This window comes from Embleya sp. NBC_00896 (assembly GCF_045207785.1).
Lineage (GTDB): Bacteria > Actinomycetota > Actinomycetes > Streptomycetales > Streptomycetaceae > Embleya.
Genome location: NZ_CP108777.1, coordinates 2,214,702 through 2,225,831, shown reverse-complemented (window position 1 = coordinate 2,225,831; position 11,130 = coordinate 2,214,702). Strand labels below are relative to the sequence as shown.

At 71.8% G+C, this 11,130-nt stretch carries 9 protein-coding genes; 4 read left to right on the top strand and 5 right to left on the bottom strand.

What is annotated here, in order from left to right:
* The first annotated feature begins 84 nt into the window (after nt 1-84).
* From OG928_RS43330 to OG928_RS43315, 4 genes are all read left to right on the top strand, one after another.
* A complete protein-coding gene (locus tag OG928_RS43330; RefSeq protein WP_331767528.1) occupies nt 85-3,621 on the top strand; it encodes an amino acid adenylation domain-containing protein in 3,537 nt (1,178 codons plus the stop codon).
* A gap of 241 nt (nt 3,622-3,862) precedes the next feature.
* Nucleotides 3,863-4,507 (top strand): PAS domain-containing protein, encoded by a 645-nt coding sequence (locus tag OG928_RS43325; protein WP_331767527.1) that lies wholly within the window; start codon nt 3,863-3,865, stop codon nt 4,505-4,507.
* 5 nt (nt 4,508-4,512) lie between these two features.
* Nucleotides 4,513-5,646: a pyridoxal phosphate-dependent aminotransferase gene (locus OG928_RS43320; protein WP_331767526.1), complete on the top strand. Its 1,134-nt coding sequence runs from the start codon at nt 4,513-4,515 to the stop codon at nt 5,644-5,646.
* Nucleotides 5,643-6,578: an ornithine cyclodeaminase family protein gene (locus OG928_RS43315; RefSeq protein WP_331767525.1), complete on the top strand. Its 936-nt coding sequence runs from the start codon at nt 5,643-5,645 to the stop codon at nt 6,576-6,578. Before OG928_RS43320 ends, OG928_RS43315 begins: the two co-directional genes overlap by 4 nt.
* Before the next feature lie 19 nt (nt 6,579-6,597).
* On the opposite strand, the gene OG928_RS43310 is transcribed toward OG928_RS43315, so the two are convergent.
* From OG928_RS43310 to OG928_RS43290, 5 genes are all read right to left on the bottom strand, one after another.
* Nucleotides 6,598-7,071 (bottom strand): cupin domain-containing protein, encoded by a 474-nt coding sequence (locus tag OG928_RS43310; protein WP_331767524.1) that lies wholly within the window; start codon nt 7,069-7,071, stop codon nt 6,598-6,600.
* Nucleotides 7,072-7,264: 193 nt separating this feature from the next.
* Complete coding sequence (locus tag OG928_RS43305; protein WP_331767523.1) at nt 7,265-7,903, bottom strand: hypothetical protein; 639 nt, start codon at nt 7,901-7,903, stop codon at nt 7,265-7,267.
* Nucleotides 7,904-8,422: 519 nt separating this feature from the next.
* Nucleotides 8,423-9,472 carry a phosphotransferase gene (locus OG928_RS43300; protein WP_331767522.1) on the bottom strand — a complete coding sequence of 350 codons (1,050 nt, stop codon included), beginning with the start codon at nt 9,470-9,472 and terminating at the stop codon, nt 8,423-8,425.
* Between the two features lie 216 nt (nt 9,473-9,688).
* On the bottom strand, nt 9,689-10,120 hold the full coding sequence (locus tag OG928_RS43295) for a MarR family winged helix-turn-helix transcriptional regulator (protein WP_331767521.1): 432 nt from the start codon (nt 10,118-10,120) through the stop codon (nt 9,689-9,691).
* Between the two features lie 96 nt (nt 10,121-10,216).
* Entirely contained in the window at nt 10,217-10,783 is a 567-nt protein-coding gene (locus tag OG928_RS43290) for a hypothetical protein (RefSeq protein WP_331767520.1), read from the bottom strand.
* Nucleotides 10,784-11,130: the final 347 nt, after the last annotated feature.

Sequence of the window (11,130 nt, the reverse complement as noted above, 5' to 3'; positions counted from 1 at the left end):
CTCGGGGTGGGTGTCAAGGACGTGTCGCGTGGACACGGTCGCACTCGCGTCCTGCGGACACATTCGCGATCGAAGGAGAACAGCGTGCGGCTGACCGTCGAGGACGTACGGCGCGACGTGGCGGAACTGCTGGGCGTGGCACCGGAGTCCCTGCGCGAGGAGGACGACCTGATCGCGCACGGCCTCGACTCGCTGCGGCTGATGCGCCTGGCCGGCGGCTGGCGCCGGGGCGGTGCACGGGTCACCTTCGCGGATCTGGCGACCGCTCCCACGCTGGCGGCGTGGAGCGCGCTGCTCGGCGGCGGCGCCGAGTCGGCGGCGACCGAGCCGGACCGCGAACCGGCACCCGAGCCGGCGGCGGAACGCACGCCGGACTCCGGGCCGTTCCCGCTCGCGCCCATGCAGCACGCGTACTGGATCGGCCGATCCGAAGGGCAGACCCTGGGCGGTGTCGCGGCGCACCTGTACACCGAGTTCGACACCGAACCCGGCCACGCCGTGGACCCGATTCGACTGGAAGTCGCGGCGCGCGCCCTGGTCGCGCGGCACCCCATGCTGCGCGTGCGGATCACCGACGACGGCCGCCAGGAGATCCTGCCCGGCGCGCCCGGCGACGTACTGCGGGTGCTGGACCTGCGCGAGGTGGACCCCGAGAGCGTCCCCGCGCGACTCGACCGGATCCGCGACGAATGCTCGCACCAGACGCTCGACATCGAATCCGGCCGCGTCTTCGACCTGCGCGTGACGCTGCTGCCCGGCGATCGCAGCCGACTGCACCTGGACGTGGACATGGTCGCCGCCGACGCGCTCAGCTTCCGGGTGCTGCTCGCCGACCTCGCGCACCTGTACGCGCACCCCGATCGTGTGCCCGCCGAACTCGGCTACGACTACCGCAGTTACCTCGCGGCCCGTCCCCCTCGCCGGCGCGCCGCCGCCGAACGCGCCGGCGCGTACTGGCACGAGCGCATACCCGACCTGCCCGGCGCGCCCGAACTGCCGCTGCGCGGCCCGCGACCGGCCGACCTGAGCCGGGTGACCCGGCGTCACCTGTGGCTGACCGCCGAGGAGCGCGGCCACTGGTCGGCCCGGGCGCACGCGCACGGGGTGACTCCCGCGATGGCCTTCGCGACCGCGTTCGCCGGCGTCCTGGCGGGGTGGAGCGCCACGCCGAGATTCCTGCTGAACGTACCCCTGTTCGACCGCGAGGACCTGCACCCGGACGTGCCGCGCCTGGTCGGCGACTTCACCGGATCGGTGCTCCTGGACGTCGACATGTCCAAGCCGCGCTCGTTCCTCGATCACGCCCGTGCGCTGCAGACGCGCATGCACCACGACGCGGCGCACGCCGACCACTCGGGGTTGCACGTCCTGCGCGACATGGCGCGTGCCCGAGGCGAACAGGTGCTCGCCCCGATCGTGTACACGAGCGCGCTGGGCCTGGGCGAACTCTTCGACCCCGACGTGCGCCGTCTGTTCGGCGAGCCGTCATGGATCCTCTCGCAGGGCCCGCAGGTGCTGCTCGACGCGCAGATCACCGAGGTGCGCGGCGGCCTGCTGGTCAACTGGGACATCCGCGAGAACGCCTTCCCCGACGGTGTCGCGGACGCGATGTTCGCCGCGTACCGGGAGTTGGTCACGCGCCTGGGCACGGCGGAGGCCGACTGGCGATTGCCGATCCCCGATCTGCTGCCCGCCGCGCAGCGGACTGTACTCGATCGCGTCAACGCCACCGACGCCCCACGCTCGCACCGCGCCCTGCACGACGGGTTCTTCGCGCACGCCGCGGCGCGACCACACGCGCCGGCCGTGCTGTGGGGCCTCCCGGACGCCGACGGCGGCACGCTGTCGTACGGCGAACTCGCCGAGCGCGCACTGCGCGTGGCCGCCGCCCTGCGCGCGCGGGGCATCGCCTCCGGCGACACCGTCGCGATCACCCTGCCCAAGGGGCCGGAGCAGATCGTGGCGGCACTGGGCGTGCTCGCCGCCGGCGCCGCGTACGTCCCGATCGGCGTCGAGCAGCCGGCCGCGCGCCGCGAACGCATCCACCGCACGGCGGGCGCACGACTGGTCCTGGACACCGACGGCACGAGCGGCGGCTCCGCGCTCGCCCCGGCGCTCGCGCTCGCCGATGCCGTCGCCCACCCCGCACCGCCCGCCGGTGGCCTTCCGGTCCCCGTCGACGAGGAGAGCATCGCCTACGTGCTCTTCACGTCCGGATCCACCGGTGAGCCCAAGGGTGTCGAAGTCCCGCACCGCGCCGCGATGAACACGATCGACGACCTCGTCGAGCGCTTCGCGCTGGGGCCTGCCGATCGCGCGTTGGGCCTGTCCGCACTCGACTTCGACCTTTCGGTCTTCGACGTATTCGGCCTGCTCTCGGCCGGCGGCGCGGTGGTCCTGCCCGCCGACCAAGACCGACGCGAGGCCGGCCGGTGGGTCGACCTCGTACGCGAGCGGCACGTCACCGTCGTCAACTGTGTGCCGGCCCTGCTCGACATGCTGCTCACCGCGGGCGCGGCGCCGACGTCGGCGGGCCTGGGCTCCGGGTTGCGCGTGGTACTGCTGGGCGGCGACTGGGTCACCGTCGACCTTCCGGGACGGCTGCACGCGCAGGTCCCCGGGTGCCGGTTCGTCGCGCTCGGCGGCACGACCGAGACGGCCATCCACTCCACCGTCCACGAGGTGCGCGCCGGCACCGAACTCCCCGCCCACTGGCGGACGATCCCCTACGGCACACCGCTGCGCAACGTGCGCTGCCGAGTCGTGGACGCGGTCGGCCGGGACAGCCCGGACTGGGTCCCCGGCGAACTGTGGATCGGCGGCGACGGCGTGGCCGCCGGATACCGCGGCGATCCCGAGCGCACCGCGGACCGCTTCCGCGAGGTCGCGGGGCGGCGCTGGTACCGCACCGGGGACCTGGCCCGGCGACTGCCCGACGGCACCCTGGAGTTCCTGGGTCGAGGCGATCACCAGGTCAAACTGCGCGGGTTCCGGATCGAGCCCGGCGAGATCGAGGCCGCGCTCGCCGGCGTCGCGGGGGTGCGCCGCGCGGTGGCGGGCGTACACGAGGGGGCGCTGGTCGCGGCGGTCGCCGCGGGGTCCGGAGTGAGTGTGGATCAACTCGTCGCCGCGGCCGGGAAGTCACTGCCGGCGCACATGATTCCCGAGCACGTCGTCCTGGTCGACGAACTGCCGCTGACCGCCAATGGGAAGATCGACCGGCGCGCGCTGGCCCCCTTGTGGGGGCGTCGACCCGCGGGCCCACCGCCCGAGCCGCCGCGCACCGACCTCGAACGCCTCATCGCGTCGGTGTGGCAGGAGGCCCTGCCCCCCACCGACCGCGCGCTCGGGCGCGACGACGACTTCTTCGCGCTGGGCGGGGACTCGATCCTGGCCACGGCGATCGTGGGCCGCCTGCGGGAGGTTCTCGGCGCCGGCGCGGTGACCGTCCGCCTGGTCTTCGCCTCCCGCACCGTCGCGTCGTTGGCCGCGCGCCTGCGCGCGGAAGAAGCGACGCCCGGGCGATTGGAACAGATCGCCGGCATCCACGTGCGGGTCGCGGCGCTCTCGGACGAGGCGGTCGACGCCGCGCTCGCCGCGCACGACCCCACGACGCCGTGACCGGTCACCCATTGCTTGCTGCCCTCGACGGCGCCGAGGTGGTCGGCCACCCGGTCGGACGGGGAATCGGACGGGGAAGAAGGCACAGCCCACTCCGATGATGAATAGTCGACATGTGATGTCGAGCGGGCTCGGTAGCGGTGCCCCGCCGCGGTTTCCATGGCGGTCGGGCTCACATCGCCGCCTACGTATGGACTCATTGTCCAATCTGGACGTATAGTCCAAGCATGAGGTCACGAGCATGGCGGTAACGGAAGAGGGCCCGGACCCTCGTGTGCGGACATGGGCGCCGGTATGCCGGGCCGTGGCGCTCTTGCTCGGGCCGTACGCCGAGGTCGTCCTGCACGATCCCGAGACCGACCGGGTCCTGGAGATCTGGAACCCGATGACCGCTCGCGGCCCGGGAGATCCGTCTCTGCTCGGCGAGCTGGACGCGCTCGACCCGTCGGCACAGGACGTGTACGGCCCGTACGAAAAGCTGTTGGCGGACGGCCGACGGCTGTCCTCGGTCAGCGCGGTCCTGCGGGATGCGCAGGACCGGGCGTCCGCGGTGTTGTGCATCAACCTCGACCGCACGCCGCTGGAGCAGGCCGCCGCCGTCCTGTCCGCCTTCGGCGCGCCGACCGTGCAGCGCCCCGAGCCGTTGTTCGAGCAGGACTGGTCCGAGCGCATCCAGCACGTGATCGGCGGCTACGTCCGCGAAACGGGACGCCCGATCGAACGCATGACCCGCCAGGACCGCCTCGCCGTCCTCGGCCGGCTGGACGAGGCCCGCGTGTTCGCGGTGCGCCGCGCCGCCCCGGCCGTCGCCACGGCCCTGCGCGTGTCCCGATCCACCGTCTACGGCCTGCTGGCCGAGCTCAGAACACCAAGCGCGAAGGATTGATCGCGATGACCCGGCTGCCCGACTTCCGCCTGGAAACGTACTTCTCCCGCTGGGAGTTCACCGCTCGCCACCACCTGACCGCCTCCGACGCCCAGACGATGACACTCGGCGAACTGCTCGGGCTGGCCGACGACACGGACCGCGACGCGTTCGAGAACCTGTCCCTGGGCTACACCGAGACGTTCGGCGACCCGGCCCTGCGCGCGGTGATCGCCCGGACGTACGAGCACGCGGACGCGGACGACGTCATCTGCTTCGCGGGCGCCGAGGAAGCCGTCTACCTGGCGATGAACGTCCTGCTCGACGCCGGTGACCACGCGGTGGTGGTGACCCCGAACTACCAGGCCGCCGAGACCGTGCCGCTGGCGCTGTGCGAGGTCACCGGCGTGGCCCTGGACCCGGAGCGGGACTGGGCCCTGGACCTCGACGCGGTGGCGGCGGCGATCCGGCCGAACACCCGGGTCGTCTCGGTGAACTTCCCCAATAATCCCACCGGCAAGATCATCGACGCCGCCGACTTCACCGCGTTGACCCGGCTGTGTGACGAGCGCGGCATCCACCTGTTCAGCGACGAGGTCTACCGCGGCCTCGAACGCGACCCGGCCCGCATCCTGCCGCAGGCGGCCGACCTGTCCGAGCGCGCGCTGTCGTTGAACGTGACCTCGAAGTCCCTGGGGCTGCCAGGGCTGCGCATCGGCTGGATCACCTGCCGCGACCGCGCGCTCCGCGCGCGCCTGGAGCGGGCCAAGCACTACACGAGCATCTGCAACTCCGCGCCCAGCGAGATCCTGGCCCGTATCGGGCTCAAGGCCCGCGAGACGATCCTGGCGCGCAACCGGGCCCTGATCACCGCCAACCTGTCGGCTTTCGAGGCGTTCTTCGCCGAGTTCGCGGACGACTTCGAGTGGCAGGCGCCGGACGGCGGATGCGTCGCCTATCCCCGCTACCTCGGCGCCGACGGGGTGGAGAAATTCTGCACTCGCCTGGTGGAGGAGGCCGGCGTCCTGCTGTTGCCCGCGAGCGTCTTCCGCTCCGACCTCACCGCCGGCCCCACCGACCGGTTCCGCATCGGTATCGGCCGCCGCGACCCCGAGAAGGGCCTGGCGGCCTTCGCCGAGTGGATGCGAGCGGGCCGATGACGCTCCGCGTCCTGGACACCGCCGCCATCGAGCAGGCCGCCACGCCGAAACTGGTCCTCGACACCGTCCGCGGGGCGCTGATCGCCCACTCCGAGGGCGGCACCAACGTGCCGCCACCGCTCCACCTCGACTTTCCCGAGGCCGACGGGGACTGCCACGTCAAGGCCGGCTGGATCACCGGTGCCGCCGACTTCACCGTCAAGATCGCGACCGGCTTCTACGGCAACCCCGGCCTCGGTCTTCCGTCCAACCACGGCCTGGTCTGCGTCGTCAGCGCACGCACCGGACAGGTGCGCGCCATCCTCGACGACCGCGGTCTGCTGACCGCCCGGCGAACCGCCGCCGCGGGTGCGCTGGTCACCCACGCCATGGCCCGGCCCGACGCCCGCACGCTGGGCGTCTTCGGCGCCGGCGAGCAGGCCCGCCTCCAGGCGTCCTGGTTGGCCATGCTCCGCCCGCTCGACATGGTGCTGATCCACGGCCGCGACCCGTACAAGGCGAACGCCCTGTGCGACGAGCTCAACGCCGACGGCCTGCCCGCGCGGCCCGCTTCGGCACGAGAGGCGGCCGGCGCCGACATGATCGTCACCACGACTCCGGCAGCGGCCCCCGTCCTGGACGCCGCGCAGGTGCGCGCGGGCGCGCACCTGACCGGCATCGGCACGGACATGCCGCACAAGAACGAACTTCCGCCGGCCCTCTTTCGGCGCGCCTGGCTCATCGCAACCGACGACCATGCGCAGTGCCTCGAACACGGGGACTTCGGCCACGCCGTCCGCGCCGGGGCCGTCGCCCAGGACGACGACATCACCGCCGGCCTCCTGCTCAAGACTCCCCTCGACCGGCCGGACACGGCGATCACAGTCGCCGACCTCACCGGTGTCGGAGCACTCGACGCGGCACTCGCCTCGGCCGTCCTCGACCGGCTGTGAGCATCGCCCGGGCAAAAGCCTAGGCGGCAGGCATCGGTCGCATCACAAGTCCGTGCCGCTTGCCGATCTCGATGAGGCGATCGACGTCCGGCAGCGCGTCCGACGGGGGCGGTAGCTCACGTCGCAGGGCCGGCTCGCCGGCCTCGGCGAAGAATTTTTCGATGCCGCCCGGCATGTAAGTGATCAGGAGCCGCGCCGTGCTGGTGGGCTCGAACCGCTCCAATGTGCCCTCGGGGATGTGGAAAAAGCTCCCGGGGCCGCCTTCGAACGTCTCGTCCCCGATGTGATACCGCAGCGTGCCTTCGATCACGTAGACGCTCTCGGTTCCGGGGTGGGTGTGCGGCGGCGGGCCGCTGTTCACCGGAACCGTAACCTCCATGACGGTCATCACGCCGTTGGTCTCGTCGCTCGACGCCTTGACCTCGTAGAGACCGTTCAGCATCCAGAATGCCTGCCCGTCACCGTTTTGGCGCACATGGGCGTTCTTGGCCATGGGTGGCTCCTTTTCCTCGATGGGCCCCCCGTGTGTTCCCGTCCACAGCCCGACGGAACGCCGCCATCCGGGTACGCGCACCCGGATGGCGGGTCCACCACGATCGGCCGGACAGCCCCCGACACCGGCCGCGACGGCCGCGCACCGCAGTGGGGCGCCGCGCCGCCCCGGCGGAAAGCGCCGCCGGGGCCGACTACTTGGCGAGCGGTGCGGTGCCGGGGGTCGTCGCGAGGACGGTGCCGTCGGCGGCGTACACCTTGACCGGGGCCGCGACCGACTCGCCCTTTCGCTCGGGCATCTTCGCGGCGGGGCCGTCGACGTAGTACGCGGACCAACCGGGATCGCCCGCCAGGGTCAGGATGCGGGCGTCCAGCGTTTGACCGGCCACCTCCACGGTGACCCGGGCGACCTTGTCGTCACCGTGGTACGCGCCGGTGTACAGGCTCGACGATCCGGCGCCGAACACGCGCAGGTCGACGCTGTCGGCCGGGAAGAACCTGCCGTCCGTGACCGACTTTCCGTAGTCGGCCCCCTTCGAGCTCGCGGAGCTGATCCAGTGGTACCCGTCCGCGAGCCACGTGGTGTTGCCGTTGCCGAGATCGACGCGCTCCGCCGGGTCGACGACCCGCGCGTTCGAGGTGGCGGCGGGGGTGCCGGCAGCGGGCTGGGTCTTGACGGTCTCGGTCTGGGCGGTCTCGGTCTGGGCGGTCTTGGGCGAGTCGTCGCCCGACGCGAACGCCACGCCGCCGACCGCGACCACCGCCGCGGCACCGATGGCGGCGAGGACCGTGCGGCTGCGGAGCCGGCGTCGGGATCCGTTGTTCGAGTTCATCACGGGCATTCCGTTCGTCCAGTGGGGAGTTGGCACCCCGATGGTCCGCTTGGGGCGGGCCGGGGAGACCGGATCGTCGACCCGGCCACCCCTCCTGACGGGAAGACCACGCGATTCGTTGCTCGGAATCGAAACTCTCTCGCCGCGACGGGTTAGCCCCGAGCCGACGGACCCCGCTGAAATCGGCGGGCAAGATGCGTACTTCCGCCGCGTGCATGAACACGCGCTCTGGATCGCTCCTGCGCAAATGCCTGACCACCGGCGCAAAGCGCGATCGTCATGGCCGGTCCATCCCGATGTTTCAGCCCTTGTGGGGTTCCGTGGTCGCATCCCCGGAACCGAGCTGTGACGACTGCCAACCGTGGATCAGCAGATCGAACACCGTCTCCACGGAAGCGCGTGGATCGTGCCGGACCATGGCGATGTCACGTTCCAACCACCGCATGACCCACCAGCCCGGCAAACGTTTCCGGTCACGGCACCAGCGAGGACGCGCCGGTGGGCGACGCTCGACTTGGGTCATCGTGTGGATGCCTTGAGGGCGTCCTCGATGTCGGTCAGGGCCGCGAGAAGGCGGCGGGTCATCTGCCACCGCCGGTGCCAATAGCCGTCGAGGTCCGCCTGGTGGACGGGGTCGGGTCGTTCGTAGTGTTCACGGACGCCGTAGAAGGACTGCATGGCCTGGAGCAGAGCCATGCGCGCGCAGGCGGTGATCTGCTCGGTGGGCAGATCGGGGTTCTCGGACCGGTACGCGGCGATCAGGGTCAGTGCCGTGGTGGGCCAGTCGTCCGTGGTGGCCACGGTCAGGGGGTCGAACGCGACCCGGCCCAGTTCCCAGGCCGGTGGGGCGATGCGGTCGTGGAGGTCGATGACGGCCGCGATCGTGTCGTCCGGGTGGACGAGCAGGTTCGGGCGGGTGAAGTCGTAGTGCACCGGCTGCACGACCACTCTGGGCAAGCCCGCGGTCAGGCCCGGGGCGTGTGCCTCGAAGTCCGCGCGGCGCGTCGCGACCTGATCGCGCCGCGCGGCATCGGCCTGTGTTCGCGGTTCGCCGATACGACGCAGGAGGGCGTCCGCGACGTCGAGCGCGCTTCGGATGTCCCGGTCCCACCACAGCGGTCGGACCGGGACCAGGCGAGGTGCGGCGGGGTGGTGGGCGAAGGCGCGGTGCAGGCGGCCCAGTGTCAGTCCGAGGTTCTCGGCGACACGAAGGGTCCAGGGGCGCGTGGACGGGGTCGCGGCGACGAACTCCCAAACGGACAGGACCGGTTCCCGCTCGCGGGAGAGGGCCTGTCCCGCCCGGTCGGGAACGACGGCCGGGGTGGGAACACCTTGCGCGCGGGCGAAGCGCGCCGACTCCACGCGCACCGACTGCCGCTCCAGGTCCTGACCGGTCCGATAGACCTTGACGAAGACCCCGCCGCCGTCCGACAGGCGAGCCGTGAAGTTGTCGGTCTCCGCCCCGAACGGGATCCGCGCGACCGCGGCCACACTCAGGCCGTACGCGTGGACGAGCCTGTCCGCCACGATGTCCTCGAACCGGCCCGGCGCGTCACCATGCACTGTCACCGCCGTATTCCACCACGGCCGGCCGACCCGACCACGCGCATGGCCCGCCGCCCACGACCCCGTTCGCCGAGGGCGGGGCCGCCAGGTCTGCGGCGAGGCGGAGGCCTGTCCGCCGCGCGTGCCGTGTGTTCGTCGCCGGCTCGGTCGGCCGGATCGTCCACAGACTCGAACGGCGCAGCGGTGCGCCGCTGTTCGAGCGCGGCGTGGGGATCGGGCTCAGTCGTGGTGTTCGGATCCGGCTTCCAGGTTGTGGGTCAGGTTGTGGGTCATGCGTTCGAGGACTGTGACGGCGGTGTGGTATTCCTCGCGGGTGATACCGGTCGTCGACAGGTCGCGGAAGGCGTCGACGCGTTCGGCGACCTTGGCGAGGCGCGCGCGGCCGTCGTCGGTCAGGGCGAGGCGGGTCGGCTCCGGGCGGGTCGCCCAGCCGTCGGCAAGGACCGTCTCGATGGCGGCCGTCAGGTCGGCGACGCCGGCGTTGGCGGCCAGGACCGTGCGGACGTCGGTGTCGCCGGCCTGTGGGTTGTCCTCGATGACGTTGAGGACCTGCCAGGCGAGGCGCGTGAGGCCGAACTCGGACAGCATCGCGTTCATGTAGCCGGTGAGGGCCTTGTCGGTGCGGTTGAGCCAGTAGCCGATGGGCTTCATGTCTGCTCCCGAGTAAGTCGGCGGTGCCGAGGCTGGGTTGGGCTGAGTTGGGTGACGGTGAACGGGCCGGCCGACGGCTGTCGCCGGCCGTTCGGGTCAGTGCCGGGTGAAGGCGCCGGCGTTCTCGCGGGCCCACTGCTCGAAGGTGCGGGCGGGCCGGCCGAGGAGCGTCTCGGTGGTGTCGGCGATCGTGGCGGGGCCGTGGTTGGCGGCTTCCCACAGGTTGAGCAGCGAGAACGCCATCGGCGCGGGCATGTGGTTGCCCATCTGCCGCTCCGCCTCGGCGCGGGTGATGAGTTCGACCGGGATCTCGCGGCCGATGGTGTCGGCGAGGACGGCGAGCTGCTCGCGGAAGGAGAGCGACTCGGCGCCGGTCAGGGTGACCGAGCGGCCGGTGAGGGCGTCGCCGGTCAGGGCCTCCACGGCGATGTCGGCGATGTCCTGGGGGTGGATGGGCGCGATCTGCGCGTCCGGGTAGGCGAGCTGGATCGGCATCGACTGGCCGATGAAGTAGGCCCAGCCGAGGGAGTTGCCGGCGAAGGCGTCGGGCCGCAGGAACGTGCAGGTGAGGTCGGAGTCGGCGAGGGCGCGCTCGACCTTGAGGCTGTGGCTCGCGAGCGGGTCGTTCTCGGCATCGGGGCCCAGGACCGAGGACGAGGACACCCCCCGCCGCCGCACCCCGGACAAGGGCACCCTCGACTGAGCCGCACCGCAACCCGATCCCCGGGCACACCCTGCCGGGTGGTGCGGCGGGAGTCACCGGGCCCGGTCGACCGGCCGGACCGGTGCGGGTCGGAGACCGCAGGTCTCGGCGGCCGCGGAATTCGCGATCATGCGACTCGCGATCCTTGCGTAAACCCTTGATTCATCCTTGCGTAACCCTTGATTCGGAGACACGCGGGAATTGGCGCGACACGGCCGGAGCAGAAGGATCGCCCGATATCCCGGCCCGGGGCTTCCATCTCCCGAGGCTGGCCGACGATACCCGACGCCGCATGTCCGTCAAATGC